Raw genomic sequence first — 23,228 nt, 5'->3', positions numbered from 1 at the left:
GAAAGGTATATTTTTGCCGACTTGATCTATTCACAATCGACAGTAACTAACATACAGGCATGAGCGCAGAAAAAATCATATTTTCCATGGCTGGGGTGTCCAAGATTTACCCCCCACAAAAGAAAGTTTTAAAGGATATTTACCTTTCATTTTTTTACGGAGCCAAGATCGGCGTACTCGGTCTCAACGGTTCTGGTAAATCTTCCCTGCTTAGAATCATTGCAGGGATGGATAAAGAATTTCTAGGCGAGGTAGTTTGGTCACCGGGATATACGGTGGGTATGCTGGAGCAGGAACCTAAGCTTGACCCAACTAAAACCGTCAAAGAAGTGGTGGAAGAGGCCGTAGCAGGAACAGTGGCTTTGCTCAAAGAATTTGAAGAAATCAACGAGAAATTCATGGATCCTGCGCTTATGGAAGATCCTGATGCGATGGATAAGCTCATTACACGCCAAGGGGAAGTGCAGGAAAAACTGGACGCAGCAAATGCCTGGGAACTGGATGTGATGCTTGACAAAGCCATGGACGCCCTTCGCCTCCCACCTGCGGATGCCAATGTGGCGAATCTTTCAGGTGGCGAGAAAAGACGTGTCGCCCTTTGCCGGTTGCTTCTTCAGGAGCCGGATGTGCTTTTGCTTGACGAACCTACCAACCACCTTGATGCAGAATCAGTCCATTGGTTGGAGCAGCACTTGCAGAATTACAAAGGAACCGTCATTGCCGTAACACACGACCGTTACTTCTTGGATAACGTGGCTGGTTGGATCCTCGAATTGGACCGTGGGGAAGGCATACCGTGGAAAGGCAACTACTCCTCTTGGCTGGATCAAAAGCAAAACCGACTGAAGCAGGAAGAGAAAACAGAATCCAAGCGTCAAAAGACCCTCGAGCGGGAATTGGAATGGATTCGCATGTCTCCCAAGGCGCGTCAATCCAAAGGAAAAGCGCGTTTGAATGCCTATGATAAATTGATCGGGGAGGAGGCAAAAGAGAAAGAAGCTAAACTGGAGCTTTTCATTCCTCCTGGACCAAGATTGGGAGCGAAGGTGATTGAAGTGAATAATGTGTCCAAAGCTTATGGAGACAAGCTGCTTTTTGAAAATTTAAGCTTCTCTTTGCCTCAAGGTGGAATCGTCGGAATTATCGGACCGAATGGTGCAGGTAAAACCACGCTTTTCAAACTGATAACAGGACAGGAAAAACCCGATTCCGGAAATTTTGAAGTAGGTGAAACTGTTAAACTATCTTATGTCGATCAGGAGCATGATCAGCTTGACCCTAACAAGACGGTTTACCAATTGATCTCAGGAGGAAATGAGTTGATGAAGCTGGGAAACAAGGAAGTCAATTCGCGCGCCTATGTGTCCAAGTTCAACTTTGCCGGTTCTGATCAGGAGAAAAAGGTAGGCGTGCTCTCAGGTGGTGAGCGAAACCGAGTTCACTTGGCGATCACGCTAAAAGAAGGCGGAAACTTGCTCCTTCTTGACGAACCGACCAATGACCTTGATGTAAATACGCTTCGTGCTTTGGAAGAGGCTTTGGAAAACTTCGGAGGTTGTGCGGTGATTATTTCTCACGACCGTTGGTTCCTGGATCGTATCTGTACCCACATTTTAGCCTTTGAGGGCGACTCTCAGGTCTATTGGTTTGAAGGGAACTTCTCCGACTATGAGGAAAATAAGAAGAAGCGATTGGGTGATTTGACTCCCAAAAGGATTCGGTATAAGAACCTTAAGTAGTAGGCAGTTTCAGTTTGCAGTGTTCAGATTGTCAGCCTGACAACTCGTACTGCCCAACTCCAGTTGGTCAGGTGCTAAGTGAGACATGAGTCGAAGGCTTCAATGCAGAAAGCTAAAATCAGAAAGCTGAAACTAAGCCCCTCGAGGAGAAATCGTCGAGGGGTTTTGTATTTCTATGAATATTTTAGGTTATTACTTTTCAATTAGTTTTTATATCATGAGCAAGCGTAGATTCTATTTTCATGTGGTATTGCTTATTTCCGCGCTTTTGGTTGGTGGAGTGTCTTTGTGGTACAGCGGATGGTGGATGGAAGGGAGATATAACGTGCCGAATTTTACAGCGATTGCGATGGCTATAATGGTGGTTGCACAGGTGATTGCTTTAAGGACTGGGCTGAAAAAAGGGAGTAAATGAGCAGAAAACCAATTGACTGGCTTCACGGCTTGCCCTTAATATTAATTGGATTGATAGTTACCGTGAAGTCCTTGGATCTTTTTTTATTCCAAACTGGGTTCTTGGAGTCATATTAGTTTGGGGAGCGATAGCATTTGTGGTGGAGGGGATGCGCAATAGAAAGAAAATCGTCTAGGTAGTATATTGATTTTCAATTAGTTAAAAAAAGTTTTTATTGACAATACAAGATATCGTGTATTATCAATCAAGCTTTAAATGCAATTGTGAAAACTAATGATTAGGAACTTTTCCTCCTCAATTCCAACACCGTAATCTCCGGCCAAATCCCAACCCTTCCCGGAAAAGCTAAGAACCCAAATCCACGGTTGACATGCAGATACCTGCCCATTTCCTCGTATAGTCCCGCCCATTTGGGATAGCGGAGGGAAGAAGGGCTCCATTTGATCCAGCCGGGAATCTCGATACCAAACTGCATCCCATGGGTATGTCCGCTGAGGGTGAGGTGGATATGTTGCGCAAATTTTTTGACCTCCTCGTCAAAGTGAGAAGGGTCGTGACTCATCAGGATTTTAAAACTTTCTGCCGAAAGGTTGCTCGCTGCTTTGGCCAAGTCCCCGTATTGAGCGAAACCTTTTCCCCAGTTTTCTACACCTATCAGATCGATGCTTGCCCCAGCCCCTTCGACTCCGCTCAGGGCAGGCTTTTCGATTTTGACGTTTTCATTTCGTAAAAGCTTAAATCCAAGCTCTTCCTGAACTTCAAACAGACGCTTTAGATTTTCTGCCTTAGCCTCCTGGCTGGACCAATACATGTAGTCTCCATAGTCGTGATTCCCCAAAATCGAATATTTGCCCATCGGAGCATGGAGTTTTTTAAACGTATCTACCCAGGGTTCCATCTCTCCGGCATGATTATTTACCAAATCTCCGGTGAATAAAATGATGTCTGACTTTTGCTGATTGATCAAGTCAATGCCGTATTCCAGCTTCTTTTTGTCATCAAAACTTCCCGAGTGGATATCCGAAATCTGGGTGATCCTGAAACCGTCAAACTCTTCCGGCAAGTCATCAAATTCCAGTGTATGCTTCATCACCCGATAGCGATACTTTCCAATCAGGACGCCATGAAGGATTCCCACAAAAGGAATGGCAGATAGGACGAGAGCAGTTTGGCTGATGAATTTTCTCCGATCGGGTAAAAAGTCTCCCTGTCGGCTGCCTGAAAAAGACTGAAAGCTTCCTGTAAAAAACCGTAAAACATCCTCACCAAAGAGGAATGTCAGAATAATCAGTTTGGGAACCAATGACAAAATCATCAATGAAACCATCGTTCCAAAATTCGGATTCATAGCTTCCCTACTGAAGGTTAAAAAACCATAGAGGACGTAGGTATAAACTAATATTGAAAAAAGCCAATAGCCAATTTTTACCCATGTCTGACTTGGGAAAGTTGTTTTAAACGCTTGAAACGTATACCAATCAATGAAAAAAAGGAAAATAAGGAAGAGCAATATTCGAAGAAGAACCACTTGGTGAGCTATTTTGAAATGGAAGTTTATGGAGCTTTTGGTAGTAATCTGAATGGGTAATAAGCTTTCCAGAAACGATAAGAGCCAACAAAAGTTTACGAGTGATCACTTTTTAGGATCAGGATATGTTTTGGTTTTTAGTCTATTCCTGAAATTTCAACTTGCTTTTCTCTTACTTTGTGGCGGAATTTTTTCCAAACCAGCCTATTGACCTATGAGACAGCTACTCCTCAGACCCGGAGCAGAAGAATTGAATTACGAAATCCGGGGCATCGTAAAAAAAGCCCGACAGATTGAAGCCCTTGGCTATCCCATGACATGGGAAAACATCGGCGACCCTATCCAAAAGCATAACCACGTGCCCGATTGGATGAAGGCGATTATTGCAGACTTGCTCAAGGAGGATAAAACCTACGGCTATGCTGACTCCAAGGGCGTGTTGGAAACCCGAAAGTTTTTGGCCAATCTCAACAATGAAAAAGGCGGATCCCAAATCACTGCAGAGGACATTTTGTTTTTCAATGGCTTGGGAGATGCAATTGCCAAGTTGTATCAATTTTTGATTCCAACAGCCAGAATAATCGGTCCTTCTCCAGCATACTCCACGCACAGTTCAGCAGAAGCAGCTCATGCCAATACCGCTCCGATTACTTACAAGCTTGATCCGGATAATCAGTGGCTGCCTGACATGGAGGACCTTTACATGAAGGTTAAATACAATCCTTCCATTGTCGGTATCCTGATCATCAATCCGGATAATCCCACGGGGATGGTGTATCCAAAAGAGGTGTTGGAAGGATTTGTAAAAATCGCAGAGGAATTTAGCCTGCTTTTGATCGCCGATGAGATCTACCAGAATATCACCTACAACGGGATCAAAGCGGTGGCCTTGGCAGAAGTGATCGGAAGCCGTCCGGCAATTTCATTGAAGGGAATTTCCAAGGAATTCCCTTGGCCGGGATCACGCTGTGGCTGGATGGAATTTTACAATCGGGAGTCTTCAAAGGAGTTTGCCAAACTTTGCCAAACCCTCGAAAATGCCAAAATGATCGAGGTTTGTTCGACGATTTTGCCACAGTTGGCGATCCCCAGAATCATGAGTCATCCCGAATACCACGCCTATCGGGAGCAGGCCAATGCGCAAATCGGTCAACGTAGCGACTGGATGAGGGAGATTTTGGGAGATATCGAGGGAATTAAATTTAACCCGACGCAAGGTGCATTTTATAATACCATAGTATTCGATGAGAAATTATTGAATCCTCATCAAACGCTACCCATCGAGGATGCGCGATTACAGCAGTTGTTAGATACTTGGCTCAGTGATTCTGATATGCCTTTGGATAAGCGTTTTGTCTACTACTTATTAGCCTCTGAGCGAATCTGTGTAGTACCGATTTCTTCCTTTTGCTCTGACCTGAGAGGTTTTAGAGTGACCTTATTGGAAGAAAATGAGACGGTTTTCAAAAATACATTTGAAAGGTTGGGGAGAGCTATTCTACAGTATTTGAATTCAGAAGTCTGAAATCAGAAAAGGTTAATCAAAGGTTAATTTCTTAAGTCTTTGAAAATAAGGTGAAAAGTACGAAAGTGCTTTTAAGAATTGCCTTTAGCCTTTATAACCATTTTAGTAAAAATTGCCGTGAGTTCATTGGCTTCTTTAAGAGCAGGTTTCACTCTTTCGTTAGGCAAAAGATGAGACTCTGAGATCAATTCCAACCAAAATCCAGACTCATCAGCTTCCTCTTGGACTATTGATAATTTTGAAATAAACTCTGCTCGAGAGCGACCACGCTGTGATGATCTATAATTCGCCCCCACTGAAGTGCCTGACCTAATTAATTGCTTACCAAGTTCAAAGCCTGCTGTGTTTTTCGGAAGTTCTGATACAAGTTGTATGATTTCCAACGCTAACCTCTTTGTTCTAGCTTTTAAATCTCTGTCCATATGTAGTGTTTAATTTTATAACTTATTCCGTACAGAAGTTTTTTGCGATAGCAAAAAGTGCCAAACCTCGAATCCCATTTCACTTAATTCAACATTAAGTTTTAATCTGGTGGCTACTCGTTTCAGCTTTCATACTTTAGCTTTCATACTTCCTAATGATCTCTGACTTTGATTTTTGGGTCGGGAGTCATTTTTTCATCCTCTGCTTTTTCTGATGATGAAAAGTCCTTTAGATCCGGTTGACCGGCATTAATCCAAGCCGTATACCAAAAATCAGCGATCATTTTGATGGATTTTTTCATTTGACGCTCTACCTGATTATCCAAAGCCTGCGCGTAGGCAAGGGTGAAATCTCTCGAATAAACCCGAACAGTCAATCCATTTCGCTCCTCGTAGCTGTATTTCTGGTCTTCAGGAAATTGCGCAGTGAGTTCTTTTTCAATTCGTAAAACACTATCCACCATGGTGTGCGCTACCGCCACGGCATCCCAAATCGCCAATTGGGGCTTCTCGACATATTCCGCTTTTCCTACCCAAAACGAATAATCTTTAGCTAAAAGCTCAGGAACTCTGCTTTCCCAAAACCCATGAATCCCATCCTGACCGGTAAGTTGTCCATTGTAATTTTTGGTCGTGTGAAGGGGGACATTGAGGTCGCCAAGGTAGTGCCCCAAATCTGCGGACAGCTTCAGAATGGCAGCTTTGTTCTTTTGCTCAAAGGCTTTGGTCAGGCTCAAAAAAGTCAAATAGGTCGACCAAGGTCCAATTCCGTGGGCCCTCAGCGAATCTTCCGGGAAAAGTTTAATAGCTTCAGGCCAATAGGTAGGAAGGATAGAAAGGGCGCTGTCGCCATAATGATCGAGGTCGATGTAGTGCTTTTCAGCTTCCCCAGCCACGGCATATCTTCTTCGATCGGGATTGACCGCCTTTTCTGTGATAAATTCAATTTCAGATTTATACAAAGGCATCATCTCTGGTGGAAGGGAAAAGACCGCCTGTCTGTTAATAAGAGAATGGGCAAAAAATCCCCAAAATGGCGGATTTCCATTGCTAACAGAGAAAATAAAAAGCCACACTAAAAAAAAATTCATCTTTGAAATTAATCAAAACTTTAATTTCCTGACTTTCATAAACCTTATTATTCAGGTTCATTTTGGACAATAATCCAATTATTTTAGTTCCGTAGATGCGGATCTTGAAAGGAATGTTCGAAATTCCTTTGGCAGAATTAATTATTTACAATAACTTTGCAGTCCGATTCAGAATAGGGAAAGAACAGAAATTATTTAAAACAATATGGCAAATCACAAATCAGCTCTGAAAAGAATTCGTGCCAACGAAGCGAAGCGTTTGAGAAACAGATATCAGGCCAAGACCACCAGAACTTTCATCAAAAGGCTGAAGGCTGCTACCGATAAGATCGAGGCTACTGAGCTTTTCCAGAAGGTTTCTTCCATGTTGGACAAACTGGCGAAGAAAAATGTGATCCACAAAAACAACGCTAGCAATAAGAAATCAAAATTGGCCAAGTTCGTCAATGCACTTGCTTAATTAAGAAAGACTTTCTTACTATAAACCCTGTCACAAGCAGGGTTTTTTTATTTTATTTTTATCGCTAGTTTTAGTTTAAGACTTTTACTTAGATATGGATTCTACTTTTTCTACCAAGATTTCGGAATTGGCCGAGGAAGATCGGCCGCGAGAAAAACTTCTCCTCAGAGGAAAATCAGCCCTCACTGATGCCGAACTGATTGCAATATTGATTGGCTCAGGCACTCCCTCGATGAGTGCTGTGGACCTTTCCAGGATGATCCTCCGTCATATCAATTATGACCTCTCGGCCTTAGCCAGGCTTTCTGTAAAAGATTTGATGAAATTCAAGGGGATCGGCGAGGCAAAAGCAATATCAATTGTAAGCGCCTTGGAGCTCGGGAGGCGACGGAAAGACCAGGATGCGCCTGTAAAACAAAAAATTACTTCGTCTCGAGATGCCTATGAGCTGATGCGTCCAGAGCTTTACGATGAGGTCATTGAGCATTTTTATCTCATCCTGATGAGCAGATCAAATTACGTCATCAAGAAGCAGCACATTAGTCAAGGCGGTACATCTGGTACGGTGGTAGATCCTAAGTTGGTGTTTAAAACTGCCTTGGAGCACATGGCGCACTCCATTATTTTGGTCCATAACCATCCAAGTGGATCGGCAAGCCCTTCCGAACAGGATAAAAAACTTACCCAACGCTTGGTCCGAATCGGGCGTGATATGGATTTGAGCATATTGGACCATATGATTTTCACAGATCATGGCTATTTTAGCTTCGCCGACGAGGGGATTCTTTGATCCTCTCGCATAGAAATTTATCCAAAGCAAAAACTCCTGAAGAAAGTGGGAGTTTTGAAGAGAAAATCTGATCCCCTGTGAAATCAAGTCATATTTTAATCGTAGTTGTCTCCTTCGTTGTATTAGCAGCTGTAGCCTACATGTTTACCGCGGCGGAAAGCCCCGAAGCATACAATGAGAAAGTGGAGAAAGAACGTGAGCGCCAATTCAAATTCATCAAGTTTAATGTTGAATCGCCACTCAATGAAGAGCAAAGGCGCAGTTTTCAGCTGTTGACTTTTTATGACATCAATCCACTTTACCGTGTTAAAGCACGGTTGATTCCGATTGAGAATAAAAAAGTGCGAGAAGTGCCATTGACCGACGGCTCCAAAGAAAAGTACATCGAGCACTCATACGCTGAGTTTGAACTCGGCGGGCAGACCAATAAGCTGCTTTTGCTTCAGTCTGTAAAAGAAACCGACATGCGAAATTTCTTTTTGGCTTTTGCCGATGAGACTAGCGGAAAAGAAACTTACGGAGGTGGTCGATTTCTCAATGTACGTCAAGACGGTAAAAACAGTATCACGATTGATTTCAATTTGGCCTACAACCCCTATTGCGCTTACAATCCTGATTATGCCTGTCCGCTTCCACCCAAGGAAAATCTGATGACAATTGCTATTGAGGCAGGGGAGAAAAATTATGACAAATAATCCCGCCCTCCCGCAATTCTTTTAAATTTGCCAACTGCTTCAGAAGGTGCCTTTGCACCTTTTTTCTTAACCTGTAGAAGCATCCCGAACTCGAATTCATATGAAAATCTCTATCAATAGACTCAAGCAATACATTTCTCTCACTGAAACCCCTGAAGAAATCGCGTCCCTCCTCACCCGTTCCGGCTTGGAAGTGGAAGCGGTGGAAGAGTTTGTTTCTGTACCAGGTGGACTGGAAGGAATTGTGATCGGGGAAGTATTGACTTGTGAAAAGCATCCTGATGCGGACAAGCTCAGCATCACTACGGTAGATATTGGTTTGGAGACTCCTTCCCAAATAGTCTGTGGTGCTTCCAATGTCGCAGCCGGTCAAAAAGTGGTCGTGGCTACCGTCGGAGCTAAGCTTTTTCCTACTAACGGAGAGCCATTTGAAATCAAAAAAGCCAAAATCCGCGGCCAAGCCTCCGAAGGAATGATTTGCGCCGAGGATGAAATCGGGCTTGGGACATCTCATGCGGGCATCATGGTATTGGATACTGATTTGCCAAATGGGACTCCGGCGAAGGAATACTTTGAAGTCAGCCAAGACCATGTTTTGGAGATTGGATTGACTCCCAACCGAGCAGATGCGGCTTCACATTTAGGCGTAGCCCGAGATCTGAAAGCTTTGCTTCAGCGTTCGATTTGCCTTCCTGACGGGAAAGAATTGACCAAAGAAGTTTCAGGTCCCTCGATTTCCGTTGAAGTTCAAAGTACTGAAGACTGTCCACGCTATGCCGGAGTAGTAGTGAGTGATTTGAAGGTAGGACCTTCACCCCAATGGCTTCAGAATTTTCTCAGGTCACTTGGACTTGAGCCGATCAACAACGTGGTCGATATCACCAATTTTATCCTTCACGACCTCGGTCAGCCTCTACATGCTTTTGATGCAGATAAAGTTACAAATGGTAAAATCATCGTAGGTAAGCTGCCTAAAGGCTCATCCTTTGTGACCTTGGATGAAAAGGAGCGAAAGCTTTCCGGTGAGGAACTGATGATTTGTGATCCTAATGGAGGGATGTGTATTGCAGGTATTTTCGGGGGAAAAGGATCGGGTGTCAGTGATCAAACCACCTCTATTTTCTTAGAATCCGCTTATTTCTCTCCAGATGTGATCCGAAAAGGATCTCAGTATCATGGATTAAAGACAGATGCTTCGTTCCGTTTTGAGCGAGGCACCGATCCCAATATGCCAGTTTATGCGTTGAAGCGTGCCGTGGCATTGCTTCAGGAGATAGCAGGAGGAAAAGTGGCTTCAGATCTAATTGACCTTTATCCGCAACCTGTGGAGGATTTTGTGGTGGAAGTCGAATACGCCCATGTCAACCGTCTGATCGGAAAGAAAATTGACCCAAGCGAAGTAAAATCCATTTTGGAAAGTCTGGATATACGGGTAAAAAATGAATCAGAAGCGGGATTCACGGCGATCGTAAAGCCGTACCGGGTGGATGTCACCCGTGAGGCGGATATCATCGAAGAAATTCTCAGAATCCATGGCTTCCATCAGGTTGAGCTTTCTGAGAAACTTAGTACCGATTTCTTGGCGGATCATCCAGTGAAGGATGTGAACAAACTTCAATATCGACTGACCGAAATGTTGGCAGGTTTGGGATATTTCGAGCTCATCACCAATAGCTTGACCAAGCCAGTTTATGCAGAGAAATCTGGCTTCCTAGATCCTTCCTACAATGTTGAGATTTTCAACAAGTTGAGTGAAGACTTGGGCGTGATGCGTCAGACCTTACTTTTCTCCGGTTTGGAGGTGATGTCACACAATATCAACCGAAAGCAAACCGACCTTCGTGCGTTCGAGTTCGGTACAGTTTATCACAAAGCAGAGTCGGGATACAAGGAGGGAAGACGATTGGCGATTTTCCATTCGGGAAACAGAAGCGCGGAGAGCTGGATAGAGCTTGCAAAACCTTTTGCTTTCGCTGATTTGTTCTCGGCAGTAGAGAGAATCCTCGAGCGATTGAATATTGAAGTAGGTTCTATGGAAGTGGTAGAATCCGTGCCTTTTGCCTATGGATTAGTCCTCAAACTTGGAGAAAAAGAAATCGGTCGTCTCGGTTTGGTGGATGAGAAAATGCTGAAACTCGCGGAAGTCCGTCAGGATGTTTGGTTTGCTGAGTTGGATTGGGATTTACTTACCAAGAAAGCTTCAGGATTGAAGAAATATCAGGAGATCTCCAAGTTTCCGGAGGTTCGTCGTGACCTTTCCTTGGTGATTGACAAAACCGTGACATATGACCAAGTTAAGTCAGTTGCAGAAAAGGCTGGTGGCAAATTGCTCAGAAGAATCGGTGTATTCGATGTGTATCAAGGTGATAAGATTGAAGCTGGCAAAAAGGCTTATGCTTTGAGCTTTATCCTGCAAGATCAGGAAAATACCTTGACCGATAAGGTAATTGAGAAAACAAAGAGTAAATTGATTGAGGCCTTTCAGCAACAAGTAGGGGCTGTCATCAGAAGTTAAAAAATGATTCACGAGGAACTGCAAAAACTGGAAAGACTTGCCGTGCAGGTAAGTAAAAAATCAGAGGCTTTGACCGCTGAAAATGAGCAATTAAGGGCTAGGTTGTCAGCTCTTGAGCAGGAAATTCAGGAAAAAGAGCAGGAAATCCATCATTTTAAAAATAAGATTAAAATTAGTAACATTGTGGACAACCGACCGGTGAATTCTGAAGATGCCGCCGAAATGAGTGACTTAATCAATAACTATATACAAGAAATCGATCATTTGATCACCTACCTTTCCGAATGATATGGAGACGCTTGCCATCAGAGTGAAAATCGGAGATAGGGAATACCCCATGCGTGTCAAGCTGGAAGATGAAGGCAAAATCCGTCACGCAGGGAAGTTGATAAATGAAAAATTGAGAAAGTATAAGGCCGAATTTGGCCTTGACGATACCACCGATCTTTTAGCAATGGTTGCTTTTGATTGTATGGTGGAGTCATTGGAGACCAATGAAGGCAATGCAGAAGACAGCGAGCACATTCGCCGCAGTCTCTCCCATATTTCAGCTCTGCTCAGTAAGGCAGTCTGAAGATTGATACCCGCTCATTTTGCTGATTCTCGGATCCGGTAGGTAAAATTTATATACATACCTATGGCAGACGTACTATTTATCGTCCTCGCAGCCCTGGCGGGGCTTGGCGGGGGAGCCGCACTTGCAGGCTTTTTCATTAAAAATAAACATGCACAGCAGGAAGAGGAAACTAAAGAACGGATCAAATCCATGCTGAGAGAGGCTGAAATCACAGCCGAAACCATCAAGAAAGACCGAATTCTTGAAGCAAAAGAAAAATACCTCAAGATGAAGGCTGAGTTTGATGAGGAGATGAACAATAAGAAAAACATCATCATCACCAACGAAAACAAAGTCAAGCAGCTGCAAAGTCAAGTATCTAAAGACCAAGAGGCACTCAAGCGCAAAGAAGCTGAACTAGACTCCAAAAAGGAAAATCTTCAAGCCCAATTACAATCTGTTCAGGCTAAGAAAGAAGAGTTGGACCGTGTGACCAATCAACGTATCGCAGACCTTGAGAAAATCGCGGGACTGACCCGTGAAGAGGCTAGGGAGCAATTGATCAATATGCTGACTGAAGAGGCACAATCCAAAGCGTCTTCCCAAATCAAGGATATCCTCGATGAGGCAAAATTGACTGCTACCAAGCAAGCCAAAAAGATTGTTCTCGATACCATTCAGCGTACAGCTACTGAGCATGCGGTAGAAAACTGTGTGTCTGTATTCAATATCGAAAGCGACGACATCAAAGGCAAAATCATCGGTCGCGAAGGTCGAAACATCCGTGCACTGGAAGCTGCCACGGGTGTGGAAATCGTTGTGGACGATACCCCTGAAGCAATCATCATTTCAGGCTTTGATCCGGTAAGGAGAGAAATCGCGCGATTGTCCCTGCATCGTCTGGTTCAGGATGGTCGAATCCACCCTGCCCGTATCGAGGAAGTGGTGGCTAAAACCGAGAAGAATATTGAGGAAGAAATCGTCGAAATCGGAGAAAGAACTTGTATTGATTTGGGTATCCACGGACTTCATCCTGAATTGATCAAGATGGTGGGTCGAATGAGATTCCGTTCTTCTTACGGACAAAATCTACTTCAGCACTCCAGAGAAGTAGCCAAACTTGCTGCTACCATGGCTGCTGAAATGGGACTCAATGCCAAGCTGGCTAAGCGTGCCGGACTTCTGCATGATATCGGAAAGGTGTGGCCTGAGGAGCAGGAATTACCTCACGCAATCCTCGGTATGGAACTGGCCAAGCGCTACAAAGAGCATCCTGAAATCTGCAATGCGATCGGTGCTCACCACGACGAGATCGAGATGACTTCCATGATCTCTCCGATCGTGCAGGCATCCGATGCAATCTCCGGTTCTAGACCTGGTGCACGTCGTGAAATCATGGACAGCTACGTGAAGCGTCTGAAGGAATTGGAAGAGTTGGCTTTGAATTTTGATGGAGTAAATAAGTGCTTTGCGATGCAGGCAGGTCGTGAGCTCCGAATCCTGGTCGATGCAGACAGTGTCGATGATCAAAAGGCAGGGAAGCTTTCGTTTGACATCTCCCAAAAGATCGAAAAAGAGATGCAATATCCTGGGCAGATCAAAGTAACTGTGATCAGGGAAATGCGAGCAGTCAACTACGCGAGATAAATTGAAAATTGATTTTCTGACAAATGGCAACTACTTTAGGTGGTTGCCATTTTTATTTTCTGATGTTTGCCACCTACCTGTTTATTCAATTTATTAATGAGACCCGTTGGAAGCTCTTTCCTAGGAAAGTTACTCCAGAGGAGATCCGGTTTTTAGATATTCATTTCCCCTATTTCGCAAGGCTCAAACCCATCCATAGAAAAGAGTTTCTTGTCAAATTAGAAACTATACTTTCTACCAAGCGATTTGCACCGAGGGGAGGGTTGGAAGAGGTGACCTCCGAAATGGAGGTTTTGATTGGAGCTACGATTACGATGGTCATTTTCGGTTGGAAAAGACTTCGCTTAGCACACTTCCATACTATCTTGGTTTATCCAAATGCCTACTACAGCACGGTCAATAAAGTGTACCACCGCGGAGAAGTGAATCCAAAACATGGGTTGATTGTAGTCTCTTGGAAGTGCTTCGTAGAAGGTATGGCAGATCCATCAGATGGAGTAAATGTGGGTATCCATGAAATTGCCCATGCATTGAAACTAGCCAATCTGATCGAAACCGACGGAGAACATGAGTTTAATCCTAAAGCTTGGACTGAGTATACCCAATGGGTTCCGGCTGAAATGGAAAGGCTCAGAAAAGGTTTACCCAGCCTGTTTCGTGAAAGTGCCGGGTTAAATGAACACGAATTTTTTGCAGTCGCCTTGGAAAGCTTTTTTGAGCGAAGTCAGGATTTGAAAAACTATCATCCCAACATGTATAAAGCCTTGGTCCACTTACTGAGACAGGATCCCTTGGTATTAATGAAGTAGGCATGGAAAAGCTATACAAAATCGGAATCATCGGTACAGGTGCCATTGCCCTCAAGCATGCGCAAGCCATCGCTAGTTTGGTCAATGCCGAATTGATTGGTCTTTTCAATCCAAATCCTCCCAGTGCGGCAAAAGCCAGGGAGAAATTTTCGGTGCCGGTATTCAGTAATTGGGAGGAATTTATCTCATCTCCTGACCTTGAGGTAGTTTGCATTTGTACTCCTAGTGGGATGCACCTAGAGCCTGCGCTCAAAGCCATTGAAGCAGGAAAACATGTCTTTATTGAAAAACCGATAGAGGTTACTTTGGATCGGGCAGATCAATTGATCCAAGCTGCCGAGGCTCAACATGTAAAGTTGGGAGTAGTTTTTCAAAATCGCTTTTCTCCGGATTTTACTAAGTTAAAGGATGCGATATCGAATGGGGTTTTTGGTCGACTGCTGATGGGAAATGCAGCGATCAATTGGTTTCGTGATGCCAATTATTATTCTTCCAGCCAGTGTAAAGGAACCTTAACCTATGACGGAGGAGGCGCCCTGATCAATCAGGCCATTCATACGTTGGATCTTCTTTTAGAAGTGATGGGAGAAGTTGATTCTGTTTTTGGAAAAGTGAAGACCACGCTCTATCCCATCGAAGGGGAGGATTTAGGAGCAGCTTTGGTCAATTTCAAATCAGGAGCGATGGGAACGATCACAGCAGGCACTTCCCTTTATCCCGGATATCTAGAGCGTTTGGAGATTTATGGAACAGAAGGAAGTGCGATTTTGGAAGCAGGGAAGTTGACTGCTTGGAATGTTCGGGGAATGGAAAGTCCAATAGCAAAAACTGAACATAACGCAGCATCAGGTTCCTCCGATCCCAATGCAATTGGCTTCGAGCTTCATGCCAAACAGTGGATGGATTTTCTCCAAGCGATCGAAACTGGAAATCAACCCGAAGTCGATGGACCCAAATCCCGAAAATCCTTGGAACTCATTCGGGCTATTTACCAATCAAGCAAGGAGGAACAGCTGATCCGATTTCCGTTCTCGGAATAAGGTTTTGCCACAGATGCACAGATTTCCTTTTTTCTGTGGATCTGCTGCAATAAAAAACCCGAAGCTTTCACTCCGGATTTTCAGCCTTCTGACTTTATACTTCTGACATCGATGTACTGATTACTGCAAACCGAGACTGACTACTGTTTGCGCTCCACTTCCCTCAAATTCTCCATCTTCTTATTTCTCAGGAAGCCGTTAATGTCTTCGAAGTGCTCACGCACTCGTTTATTGCCAAATTCAAAAACTTTGGTCACCAAGCCATCTAAGAAATCCCGGTCGTGAGACACCACAATCAAAGTGCCGTCAAAAGCTTTCAACGCATCCTTGATGATATCCTTGGTCTTCATGTCCAAATGGTTCGTTGGTTCGTCAAGAATGAGCAAGTTTACCGGCTCCAAGAGCAATTTAATCATCGCCAATCGGGTTTTTTCTCCACCGGAAAGCACTTTGACTTTCTTGTTGATATCATCGCCCTTAAACATGAAGGCTCCGAGAATATCTTTGATTTTGGTTCGGATCTCTCCCACAGCGATGTTATCAATCGTTTCAAAAATCGTAATGGACTCGTCTAAAAGTGAGGCTTGATTCTGCGCAAAGTACCCGATCATTGCATTGTGACCGAGTTCACATTTTCCCTGGAAGTCGATCTCGCCCATAATCGCCTTGATCATGGTGGATTTACCTTCCCCGTTTTTCCCGACAAAAGCTACTTTTTGTCCTTGCTCGATGGTCATGGAGGCGTTTTTGAACACCACATGATCTCCATAGGTTTTTCCCATTTCCTCGACAATCACTGGATATTTTCCTGATCTGGGAGAAGGTGGAAACCGGAGTTTCAAGGCAGAAGTATCCACCTCATCCACTTCTACTAGCTCTAGTTTTTCGAGCATTTTCACACGGGATTGCACCTGAAGTGTTTTGGAATAGGTGCCCTTGAAGCGCTCGATGAACTGGGTCGTTTCGGCAATGAACTTCTGTTGCTCTTCGTAGTGCTTTTGCTGCTGCTCGCGACGCTCTTTGCGCAGCTCCAGGTAATGGCTGTATTTCGCTTTGTAGTCGTAAATACGGCCCATCGTCACCTCAATGGTTCGGGTGGTGATGTTATCGACAAAGGCCCGGTCGTGGGAAATCACCACCACAGCTTTGGCTTTGGTCATCAGAAATTCTTCCAGCCATTGGATGGATTCGATGTCAAGGTGGTTGGTCGGTTCGTCGAGTAGGATCAGGTCAGGCTTTTGCAAAAGGATTTTTGCCAGCTCGATCCGCATTCTCCACCCTCCGGAAAATTCAGATGTGGATCGCTGAAAATCTTCGCGAACGAAACCTAAACCCAACAACACTTTTTCTACTTCTGCCTCGTAGTTGATCTCTTCGATGGCGTAGAATTTCTCACTGAGTTCGGAGACTTTTTCGATCAGTTTGTAATAATCTTCCGATTCATAGTCTGTTCGCACAGTCAGTTCCTCGTTTATTCGGTCGATTTCCTCCTTCATGCCGAGGTAAGAGGCAAAGGCTTTGGCCGTCTCCTCCATCACACTGCAATCATCCGCAGTGAGCAAATGCTGAGGCAAATAAGCTACGACATAGCCTTTTGGGGCAGAAACTGTACCGGAGGTTGGCTTGCTTTGTCCGGCAATGATCTTGAGGAGGGTAGATTTTCCCGCCCCGTTTTTACCCATGAGGGCGATCTTGTCGCTCTCGTTGATGTTGAAGGTGATATTGCTGAAAAGCGGAGTGCCGCCGTGCATGACGGTCACGTTATCGACTGAAATCATGAATCTTGGAATTGAAGGGGCAAAGGTAGGGATTTTGGAGTTGTAAGGTGGAAAGGATTTAAAAGTTGTAAAGTTGTCGACTGTCTACGGTCGACAGTCCACCGATCGATGTGATTTCCGAACTTCGGTGGACTGTGGTCGGTTGACCGTTGACAATATCATTTTAATTATGTGCTGTTGACTCCAAATAAATTAACTTCGCCCCATGCTTGTAATCGTCACCGGTGTATCGGGAACGGGGAAAACTACCCTTGGAACGCTCTTGGCCGAAAGGCTCCGTCTTCCTTTTTTCGATGCGGATCATTTTCATCCTGCGGAAAATATTGCCAAAATGAGTGCCGGACATCCGCTGAATGATGAAGACCGGCAGCCTTGGCTTCAGGCTTTGGCGGATCAGCTCTTGACTTCTGAGCAAAAAGGCGGTGCGGTTTTGGCCTGTTCGGCTTTGAAAAATTGGTATCGGGAAAAGCTGTCAGTTTCCGATAATCTCCGCTGGATTCATCTCACCGGAAGTCGGGATTTGATTTGGGAACGAATGCTTGCCCGAAAAAACCATTACATGAAAGCCGGAATGCTGGATTCCCAAATTGCCGTTTGGGAAAAGCCACAAACCGGATTCTTATTGGATATCACGGGGGCTCCTGAGCAACTGCTGGAAGCTTCCCTTCACTATTTAACTTCTCAACCTATGAACATGAAAATGGGAGTCATCGGGATGGGCGTCATGGGCAAAAGCTTAGCGCTCAATCTGGCCGAAAAAGGCGTTCCCGTCTCACTTTACAATCGATTTGTCGCCGGAAAAGAAGAAGGCATCGCTAAAAAAGTGCTCGATGAAAATCCGGAATTTTCCAATATGCTGGCGTTCGAGGACTTGCAACAGTTTGTGAATTCCTTGGAAAAGCCACGCAGGATTTTGATGATGATTCCTGCCGGGGCAGCGATCGATGCCCAATTGGATGCGCTGATTCCGATTTTGGAAAAGGACGATTTGGTCATCGATGGTGGCAATTCATTCTATCTTGATTCGGATCGAAGAGTCAATCGGCTTAAAGAGGTCGGGATGCACTTTTTACCCATGGGTGTGTCCGGTGGGGAAGAAGGAGCGAGAAAAGGACCATCCATCATGCCCGGCGGAAATGCCGAAGGCTATGCGATGGTGGAGGATTTCTTGGGAAGAATTTCTGCCAAAGACAAAGACGGAAAGCCCTGCATGACTTATGTGGGTCCGGGAGGCTCGGGCCACTTTATCAAAATGGTGCATAACTCCATCGAGTACGGTGAGATGCAGGTCTTGGCGGAGTTGGTTCACCTGCTCCGGTTTGGATTTGGGTGCTCTGCTGAGCAGGTTTCTGGAATTTTTTCAGATTGGGGAAAAGGAGAATTGAAGTCCTTCTTATCGGAAATCACTGCGGATTTGTTGCTTTTCAAGGAAAACGGTGAATTGCTCTTAGATAAAATCCTTGATCAGGCTGGCCAAAAAGGTACCGGTGCTTGGTCTCTGACGACCGCATTAGAATTCGGAATTCCGTACAGTCCATTGGCCGAGGCTGTGAATGCCCGGGGAGTTTCAGGAGAAAAAGCGATGCGCGTGGCGTTTTCTAAGACCTTCCAACATGAATTCCAACAAGTCGAAGGTTCACTCGAAGCGTGGCTGCCCAAAATCAAAGAAGCCTATGGGTTGGCCCGAATAATCAATCATGAGGTAGGTTTCCGCTTGATGAAAACTGTCTCAGACACCAAAGGCTGGAATCTCAATTTCAACGAAATTGCCCGAATCTGGACCAATGGCTGTATCATTCGTTCCGGTTTGATGGAGACCATTTCCGCTAATTATTCGGATCAGGTATCCTTCTTTGAAATGGCTGGTGTGAAAGAACAAGTGATTTCAGGAAGAAAAGCCTTAGCGGAATTGGTTGGTTTGGGTTTGACGCATGGTTTTGCCTTGCCGGTGATGAGTGCGGGGATCAATTATTTGTTGGGTAGAATTACTGCAGAGTCTTCTGCTTCAGTCATTCAGGCGCAGCGGGATTACTTCGGTGCGCATACCTATCAGCGCAAAGACGATCCAAGTGGGAAGTTTTACCACTCCCAATGGATTTGAGATTTACGAATTACGATTTACGAAGGGCTGGAGCGATTCAGCCTTTCTTTTTTGGCCACAGAACTGCCCATCGCAGGCAGGTGCACAGATATTTTTTTCTGCTCCTTTCCTTTTCCTTTCAAACAAATCCTTTTGCGCCTTTCTGTCTTTGTGGCAAATACAAAAAATCCACCACCGGATTGGTTTACAAAAGGGAAAGGCCGAACTTAAGTTTCCCAACCTAACCCATCTGGCTATGAGACCAATTAAAATCCTGTTTTCACTCCTTTTTCTGAGCTGTTCTTTTGTTTCGGTTTTTGCACAGGAACTCGTTATCAATCACTTGAATGTGATCACCATGCTGGATGACAAAGTTTTGGAAGATCACTCGATCTATGTCAAAGACGGGGTGATTATAGAGATTGCGCCTGAGCAGGAGATTTCGGCAGTTGGTGTGAGGACTTTAGATGGTCGAGGGATGTATGTTTTTCCGGGTTTGGCAGAGTTTCATGGTCACTTACCCAATCCCGAGCAGTACGGCCCAGAGTTTCAAGAAGAAGTGATGATGCTTTACTTGGCAAATGGGGTATTGAGGATTAGAAGTATGCTCGGTCACGAATCCCATTTGGCACTTCGGGATCGGGTGATGAAAGGGGAATTGTTGGGACCTCGAACTTTTGTCTCTGGCCCGTCTTTCAATGGAAATACAGTCGCTGATCCGGAAGCGGGTCGAGCTATGGTAAGAGCACAAAAAGCAGCAGGATACGATCACCTCAAGTTGCATCCTGGATTGGATACGCCAAAGTTTTTGGCTATTGCCGATGAGGCCAAAAAGCAAGGGATTTTCTATGGAGGACACGTTTCCCTGGATGTGGGCTTGGTGACTTCGGTGACTCGTGGCTATCGATCAGTAGAGCACATAGACGGATTTTTGGAGGCCATGCTTCCTGACGGAACAGTGATTGATCCGACCGTCTCCGGTCCTTTTAACATGAACTTGGTTGCACAGGTGGATAAAAGCAAACTGGCAGGTTTGATCCAACTTTGTCTGGAAAACAAAACTTGGATGGCGCCGACCATGACTTTGTTTGAGCGTTATTTCGGCTATCAACCCGCTTACGAATTGCGTCAGCAACCCGAGATGCTCTATTTACCAGGCTTATTGGTCACTCAGTGGTTCAATACCAAATCTAAAATGGAAGCAGATGGGGTGTTGGCCGAGGCCAAAGTGAAACCGTATTTGGAATTCCGTCAGTGGCTTTTCCTCGAACTTCACAAAGCCGGAGTGCCGATGATCATGAGTTCGGATTCTCCTCAGGTTTTTAATGTTCCCGGTTTTTCTATCCATCGAGAGATTGAATCCATGTCCAAAGCCGGCATGTCCAATTATGAAATTCTAAAAACCGGTACTGTCAATCCTGCCAAGTACATGGAAGAGGAAGGGCAATGGGGAGTCTTGAAACCCGGTGCCGCGGCAGAATTTGTATTGGTACAAAAAAATCCATTGGAAGACTTGACCACCATGCAAAAGCCTCAAGCGATCATGATTCAGGGGAAATTTATCCAGCGGGATGAGTTGCAGCTGGAGTTGAATCTAATTCGGCAGAAATATCTTCGGCAGTAGATTTACGAGTTACGAAGTACGATTTACGAGATTTTGAGGAAAGTTTACACTGCTTTCCACCTCTACTACCTAACCACTTTCGAACCAAAAAAAAATATGAAATACACGTCAATCCTAGGCATAGCAGCTATCCTTTCGATGGCTTTTGCCTGCTCTCAAAACAACACCCAAGAACCGATTAAAGAAGAAATCAACCTTATGATCAAAGCAGAACAAGTGGCCGAACACAAGGGCCAACCCGTTTTTCATTACCTCCTTGACAACGGCACCATGCAAGTCGAACTCTCCAACTATGGAGGCTTGGTGCATAAAATCATTGCTCCGGACAAAAACGGGAACAAAGAGAATATCACCCTCACCTTTGATACCGTGGAGGAATACCTAACCAAGCCCAATCCTTTTTTCGGGGCTACAGCCGGTCGTGTGGCCAACCGGATCGCCAATGCCGAATTCTCGTTGGATGGAACAAAATATACCTTGGCCAAAACCAATGGAGACAACCACCTGCATGGTGGGGTAGAAGGCTTCAACAAAAAAGTCTGGACTCCTGAAACCTATTCCAATGATTCGGTAGTCGGAGTCAAAATGACTTACCTCAGTGTGGATGGAGAAGAAGGTTATCCCGGCAATCTGGAAACTACCCTATGGATGGAATTGACCGCAGATAATACCCTTCGAATCCGATTTGAATCTGCTACCGACAAAAAGACCATCCTCAATCTGACTAACCATACCTACTTTAACCTGGGCGGAATGAAGCGGGATGCGCAGGATCATGAGTTTCAGTTTTGGGCGGATGCCTACACGCCGGTGGATGAGGAATTGATCCCAACAGGTGAGGTAAAAGACGTGACTGGAACTCCATTTGACTTCCGTACACCAAAAATTCTTGGTGATCAAATCGCTGCCAATGGCGCTGGGTTTGATCATAACATGGTGATGAAGCGGGAAAAATCAGCTGATATGAAGCACTTCGTCCGTGTGCGCCATGCCGAAAGCGGCCGGGTGATGGACATGTATTCGGACAACATGGGGGTGCAGTTTTACACTGGAAACTTCCTATCCAATTTTGCCGGGGCCGATGGCAAAACCTACGAAAAGCATTGGGGCTTTTGTTTGGAATCCCAAAACTGGCCAGATGCAATCAATCATGACAATTTCCCCAGCCCGATCCTAAATCCGGGAGAAAAGTACACCCACAACATCGAGTATCGATTCTCGGTGGAGAAGTAAAAAAAGAAACCCTCCAAAGGATTTAAATCCTTTGGAGGGTTTCTTTTTGATATTATACAATCACCAATTAGTCGTCTTGAGATTTAGACGAAGTTCTAATTTTTTCCTTGGATTTAAATGGATGAATCGTTTGTCCCAGAAAGGTTGTGGGCATTTCTTCATTCAATCCAGTTCTTTCAGGCCATTCGTTTCCTTTTTCCAGATAGGTGCCAAAAATCATATCAATGAACGGAAAATGAATAGCGAAATTTTTGTCATAGTACTTGGGATCAGCCGCATGATGCCAATGATGGTATTGAGGTGTGACCAATAGGTATCTCAAAAAACCAAAATTTAGTTTGGTATTGGAATGAGCCAATACTGCTTGAATAGAAACCCACACGAGATAAGTCAAAAATACGGGCGTGCTAAATCCAAGAACATAAAGTGGGATAAAAGTAAAAGATCGAACCAAGATTAGATCCACAAAATGGATCCTTGACCCGGCTAACCAATCGATGTTTTTGATTGAATGATGAATCGCATGGAATTTCCAAAGGAAGGGGACTTTATGAAATAGAAAGTGAATGGTCCACTGGAAAAGATCAGAGACTACTAATGCAATCAATAGCTGCAAAGGAAATGCGATGGAGGAAACAGCCGCATGAATCTCAGCAATAGGAAGTCCTGAAAATGAAATGATTGCTGGGGTTCTGATGATGATTCCAAGTGCTTGAACCAACAGGTGGCTGTAAATAAAATATGCCAAATCAGTCCTCCATTCTGGGTGGAATTTGGATTGATCCAGGTGTTTTGGAAGAAATAACTCAATCGGGATAAAAATTGCTGCGGTAAAAAAAATGTCCAATACCAGCCAGTCCAAACCTATGGAGAATGTAGAATAAAATCCCGGAGTCCTTTCAGGCATGAGGTAGTTTAAAATCAGCGAGCCAACCAAAAAAACTAAACCTAAAATAGCTATGTCCGCCTTTTTTCTGAGAATAAAGCTGGTCAAGGCAAATCCCAATCCAAGAAAAAACAGCGACAAGAAGAAGATTTGCAAAAAGCCTTCCGTATAGAACTCTCGGAATTCTGAGGTGGTAAGGATTTCAGGAAAAAAAAGACTTACCGAAAATAAAAATGAACAGACTCCAATGAAAATAGAGAGATATCCGCTGATTTTACCTTCTCCAATTTCTAATCGCTTATGGTTGGTCTTAAAGTCCATAGCTGCTTTCGTTAGTTGATGAAAAACACTTGTTTTTGACTGTAGGCTATCACCAAAATAATACTTTCAAAAGA

General features: G+C 44.4%; 20 protein-coding genes. 15 read left to right on the top strand and 5 right to left on the bottom strand.

The annotated features are described in order from the left end of the window. Positions 1-59 precede the first annotated feature (59 nt). A complete protein-coding gene (gene ettA / locus ACFPIK_RS15660) occupies positions 60-1,739 on the top strand; it encodes an energy-dependent translational throttle protein EttA (protein ID WP_377916947.1) in 1,680 nt (559 codons plus the stop codon). Positions 1,740-1,956: 217 nt separating this feature from the next. Continuing rightward, positions 1,957-2,154 (top strand): hypothetical protein, encoded by a 198-nt coding sequence (locus ACFPIK_RS15655; protein ID WP_377916945.1) that lies wholly within the window; start codon positions 1,957-1,959, stop codon positions 2,152-2,154. A 277-nt stretch (positions 2,155-2,431) separates the two neighbouring features. Here ACFPIK_RS15655 and ACFPIK_RS15650 read toward each other — a convergent pair whose 3' ends face one another. Next, positions 2,432-3,502 (bottom strand): metallophosphoesterase, encoded by a 1,071-nt coding sequence (locus ACFPIK_RS15650; protein WP_377916943.1) that lies wholly within the window; start codon positions 3,500-3,502, stop codon positions 2,432-2,434. A 394-nt stretch (positions 3,503-3,896) separates the two neighbouring features. Here ACFPIK_RS15650 and ACFPIK_RS15645 point away from each other — a divergent pair, with 394 nt between their 5' ends. Further along, the gene (locus ACFPIK_RS15645) at positions 3,897-5,207 is read left to right on the top strand and encodes a pyridoxal phosphate-dependent aminotransferase (protein ID WP_377916941.1); all 1,311 of its coding nucleotides are present in this window, start codon (positions 3,897-3,899) and stop codon (positions 5,205-5,207) included. 71 nt (positions 5,208-5,278) lie between these two features. Here the strand turns inward: ACFPIK_RS15645 and ACFPIK_RS15640 are convergent, their stop codons facing one another. After that, entirely contained in the window at positions 5,279-5,629 is a 351-nt protein-coding gene (locus tag ACFPIK_RS15640) for a four helix bundle protein (RefSeq protein WP_377916939.1), read from the bottom strand. Between the two features lie 152 nt (positions 5,630-5,781). Then, a complete protein-coding gene (locus ACFPIK_RS15635; RefSeq protein WP_377916937.1) occupies positions 5,782-6,720 on the bottom strand; it encodes a zinc dependent phospholipase C family protein in 939 nt (312 codons plus the stop codon). A gap of 205 nt (positions 6,721-6,925) precedes the next feature. Here ACFPIK_RS15635 and rpsT point away from each other — a divergent pair, with 205 nt between their 5' ends. The 9 genes from rpsT to ACFPIK_RS15590 all read left to right on the top strand — a co-directional run bounded on the left by rpsT (position 6,926) and on the right by ACFPIK_RS15590 (position 15,232). Further along, on the top strand, positions 6,926-7,180 hold the full coding sequence (gene rpsT, locus ACFPIK_RS15630; RefSeq protein ID WP_111393113.1) for a 30S ribosomal protein S20: 255 nt from the start codon (positions 6,926-6,928) through the stop codon (positions 7,178-7,180). 94 nt (positions 7,181-7,274) lie between these two features. Then, positions 7,275-7,970: a RadC family protein gene (gene radC / locus ACFPIK_RS15625; protein WP_377916935.1), complete on the top strand. Its 696-nt coding sequence runs from the start codon at positions 7,275-7,277 to the stop codon at positions 7,968-7,970. A 77-nt stretch (positions 7,971-8,047) separates the two neighbouring features. After that, positions 8,048-8,665, top strand: coding sequence for a DUF1684 domain-containing protein (locus ACFPIK_RS15620; protein ID WP_377916933.1), 618 nt, complete (start codon positions 8,048-8,050; stop codon positions 8,663-8,665). A gap of 100 nt (positions 8,666-8,765) precedes the next feature. Continuing rightward, positions 8,766-11,180: a phenylalanine--tRNA ligase subunit beta gene (gene pheT, locus ACFPIK_RS15615; RefSeq protein ID WP_377916931.1), complete on the top strand. Its 2,415-nt coding sequence runs from the start codon at positions 8,766-8,768 to the stop codon at positions 11,178-11,180. A gap of 3 nt (positions 11,181-11,183) precedes the next feature. Continuing rightward, positions 11,184-11,468 (top strand): hypothetical protein, encoded by a 285-nt coding sequence (locus ACFPIK_RS15610; RefSeq protein WP_377916929.1) that lies wholly within the window; start codon positions 11,184-11,186, stop codon positions 11,466-11,468. A 1-nt stretch (position 11,469) separates the two neighbouring features. Further along, complete coding sequence (locus tag ACFPIK_RS15605) at positions 11,470-11,754, top strand: cell division protein ZapA (RefSeq protein ID WP_377916927.1); 285 nt, start codon at positions 11,470-11,472, stop codon at positions 11,752-11,754. Between the two features lie 63 nt (positions 11,755-11,817). Next, complete coding sequence (gene rny / locus ACFPIK_RS15600) at positions 11,818-13,383, top strand: ribonuclease Y (RefSeq protein ID WP_377916925.1); 1,566 nt, start codon at positions 11,818-11,820, stop codon at positions 13,381-13,383. A 23-nt stretch (positions 13,384-13,406) separates the two neighbouring features. Beyond that, positions 13,407-14,192, top strand: a complete 786-nt coding sequence (locus tag ACFPIK_RS15595) for a zinc-dependent peptidase (RefSeq protein ID WP_377916923.1) — start codon at positions 13,407-13,409, stop codon at positions 14,190-14,192. 2 nt (positions 14,193-14,194) lie between these two features. Next, entirely contained in the window at positions 14,195-15,232 is a 1,038-nt protein-coding gene (locus ACFPIK_RS15590) for a Gfo/Idh/MocA family protein (RefSeq protein WP_377916921.1), read from the top strand. Between the two features lie 140 nt (positions 15,233-15,372). Here ACFPIK_RS15590 and ACFPIK_RS15585 read toward each other — a convergent pair whose 3' ends face one another. Continuing rightward, positions 15,373-17,010 (bottom strand): ABC-F family ATP-binding cassette domain-containing protein, encoded by a 1,638-nt coding sequence (locus ACFPIK_RS15585; RefSeq protein WP_377916919.1) that lies wholly within the window; start codon positions 17,008-17,010, stop codon positions 15,373-15,375. A gap of 205 nt (positions 17,011-17,215) precedes the next feature. Here ACFPIK_RS15585 and gndA point away from each other — a divergent pair, with 205 nt between their 5' ends. The 3 genes from gndA to ACFPIK_RS15570 all read left to right on the top strand — a co-directional run bounded on the left by gndA (position 17,216) and on the right by ACFPIK_RS15570 (position 21,947). Continuing rightward, positions 17,216-19,111 carry an NADP-dependent phosphogluconate dehydrogenase gene (gndA, locus tag ACFPIK_RS15580; RefSeq protein WP_377916917.1) on the top strand — a complete coding sequence of 632 codons (1,896 nt, stop codon included), beginning with the start codon at positions 17,216-17,218 and terminating at the stop codon, positions 19,109-19,111. A gap of 235 nt (positions 19,112-19,346) precedes the next feature. Continuing rightward, positions 19,347-20,714, top strand: a complete 1,368-nt coding sequence (locus ACFPIK_RS15575; RefSeq protein WP_377916915.1) for an amidohydrolase family protein — start codon at positions 19,347-19,349, stop codon at positions 20,712-20,714. Between the two features lie 96 nt (positions 20,715-20,810). After that, complete coding sequence (locus ACFPIK_RS15570) at positions 20,811-21,947, top strand: aldose epimerase family protein (RefSeq protein WP_377916913.1); 1,137 nt, start codon at positions 20,811-20,813, stop codon at positions 21,945-21,947. Positions 21,948-22,014: 67 nt separating this feature from the next. Here ACFPIK_RS15570 and ACFPIK_RS15565 read toward each other — a convergent pair whose 3' ends face one another. Then, entirely contained in the window at positions 22,015-23,154 is a 1,140-nt protein-coding gene (locus tag ACFPIK_RS15565; protein ID WP_377916911.1) for a sterol desaturase family protein, read from the bottom strand. Between the last annotated feature and the right edge of the window lie 74 nt (positions 23,155-23,228).

Origin of the sequence: Algoriphagus aquatilis (genome assembly GCF_042657405.1) — a bacterium.
GTDB lineage: Bacteria > Bacteroidota > Bacteroidia > Cytophagales > Cyclobacteriaceae > Algoriphagus > Algoriphagus aquatilis.
The sequence above is the reverse complement of the archived record's forward strand: the minus strand, read 5'-3'. Positions and strand labels throughout refer to the sequence as shown.

Bases quoted from the DNA above. Each gene is read 5' to 3' on its own strand.
- pheT (WP_377916931.1), top strand. From the start codon at position 8,766: ATGAAAATCTCTATCAATAGACTCAAGCAATACATTTCTCTCACTGAA.
- ACFPIK_RS15590 (WP_377916921.1), top strand. From the start codon at position 14,195: ATGGAAAAGCTATACAAAATCGGAATCATCGGTACAGGTGCCATTGCC.
- radC (WP_377916935.1), top strand. From the start codon at position 7,275: ATGGATTCTACTTTTTCTACCAAGATTTCGGAATTGGCCGAGGAAGAT.
- ACFPIK_RS15575 (WP_377916915.1), top strand. From the start codon at position 19,347: ATGAGACCAATTAAAATCCTGTTTTCACTCCTTTTTCTGAGCTGTTCT.
- rpsT (WP_111393113.1), top strand. From the start codon at position 6,926: ATGGCAAATCACAAATCAGCTCTGAAAAGAATTCGTGCCAACGAAGCG.
- ACFPIK_RS15605 (WP_377916927.1), top strand. From the start codon at position 11,470: ATGGAGACGCTTGCCATCAGAGTGAAAATCGGAGATAGGGAATACCCC.
- rny (WP_377916925.1), top strand. From the start codon at position 11,818: ATGGCAGACGTACTATTTATCGTCCTCGCAGCCCTGGCGGGGCTTGGC.
- ettA (WP_377916947.1), top strand. From the start codon at position 60: ATGAGCGCAGAAAAAATCATATTTTCCATGGCTGGGGTGTCCAAGATT.
- ACFPIK_RS15565 (WP_377916911.1), bottom strand. From the start codon at position 23,154: ATGGACTTTAAGACCAACCATAAGCGATTAGAAATTGGAGAAGGTAAA.
- ACFPIK_RS15610 (WP_377916929.1), top strand. From the start codon at position 11,184: ATGATTCACGAGGAACTGCAAAAACTGGAAAGACTTGCCGTGCAGGTA.
- ACFPIK_RS15650 (WP_377916943.1), bottom strand. From the start codon at position 3,502: ATGAATCCGAATTTTGGAACGATGGTTTCATTGATGATTTTGTCATTG.
- ACFPIK_RS15640 (WP_377916939.1), bottom strand. From the start codon at position 5,629: ATGGACAGAGATTTAAAAGCTAGAACAAAGAGGTTAGCGTTGGAAATC.
- ACFPIK_RS15645 (WP_377916941.1), top strand. From the start codon at position 3,897: ATGAGACAGCTACTCCTCAGACCCGGAGCAGAAGAATTGAATTACGAA.
- gndA (WP_377916917.1), top strand. From the start codon at position 17,216: ATGCTTGTAATCGTCACCGGTGTATCGGGAACGGGGAAAACTACCCTT.
- ACFPIK_RS15585 (WP_377916919.1), bottom strand. From the start codon at position 17,010: ATGATTTCAGTCGATAACGTGACCGTCATGCACGGCGGCACTCCGCTT.
- ACFPIK_RS15655 (WP_377916945.1), top strand. From the start codon at position 1,957: ATGAGCAAGCGTAGATTCTATTTTCATGTGGTATTGCTTATTTCCGCG.
- ACFPIK_RS15570 (WP_377916913.1), top strand. From the start codon at position 20,811: ATGAAATACACGTCAATCCTAGGCATAGCAGCTATCCTTTCGATGGCT.
- ACFPIK_RS15635 (WP_377916937.1), bottom strand. From the start codon at position 6,720: ATGAATTTTTTTTTAGTGTGGCTTTTTATTTTCTCTGTTAGCAATGGA.
- ACFPIK_RS15595 (WP_377916923.1), top strand. From the start codon at position 13,407: ATGGCAACTACTTTAGGTGGTTGCCATTTTTATTTTCTGATGTTTGCC.